General features: G+C 40.5%; 1 pseudogene. It reads left to right on the forward strand.

The features are described 5' to 3' along the window. A pseudogene (locus tag CXF67_RS17945) lies at positions 1 to 973 on the forward strand (gliding motility-associated C-terminal domain-containing protein); the annotation flags it as partial.

Here is a 973-nt window from a genome sequence, read left to right on the forward strand (position 1 = left end):
TATTATAACTGGACAAACGCTTAATGAAATAGATGGTTTTTTCGAAACAGGGATTTTAACCGGTCACTTATACTTTGATGAAAATGGCAATGGTACTCAGGATCCAAGTGAAGCAGACATGCCGAATGTTGATGTTGAAATCACGGATGTATTTGGAGTAGTCACGACACTTGCAACAGATGCCAATGGAGATTGGAGTTTAGTTTTACCACAAGGTGATGCAACTTCAAGTATTGTCCGAAGTGATCCAGATTTCCCAACAGGTTCAACACAAACAGAAGGGAACGATCCAACTACGACCACTATTATAACTGGACAAACGCCTAATGAAATAGATGGTTTTTTCGAAACAGGGACTTTAACCGGTCACTTATATTTCGATGAAAATGGCAATGGTACTCAGGAGCCAAGTGAAGCAGATATGCCAAACGTTGATGTAGAAATTACTGATTCTTTCAGTCAAGTTCAGACTGTAACGACAGATGCCAATGGAGATTGGAGTCTAGTTTTACCACAAGGCGATGCGACATCAAGTATTGTCCGAAGTGATCCAGATTTCCCAACAGGTTCAACACAAACAGAAGGGAACGATCCAACAACAACCACTATTTTAAGCGGACAAACGTTTAATGAAATAGATGGTTTTTTCGAATCAGGTACTTTAATTGGTCACTTATACTTCGATGAAAATGGCAATGGTGCTCAAGAGCCAAGTGAAGCAGACATGCCTGATGTTGATGTTGAAATTACGGATGTATTTGGAGTGGTCACTACACTGGCAACAGATGTTAATGGAGACTGGAGTATAGTTTTACCACAAGGCGATGCGACATCAAGTATTGTTCGAAGCGATCCAGATTTCCCAACGGGAGCAACACAAACAGAAGGCACAGATCCAACCACAACCACTATTTTAAGCGGACAAACGTTTAATGAAATAGATGGTTTTTTCGAAACAGGGATTTTAACTGGC

Origin of the sequence: Psychroflexus sp. MES1-P1E (genome assembly GCF_002836055.1) — a bacterium.
Taxonomy (GTDB): Bacteria; Bacteroidota; Bacteroidia; order Flavobacteriales; family Flavobacteriaceae; genus Psychroflexus.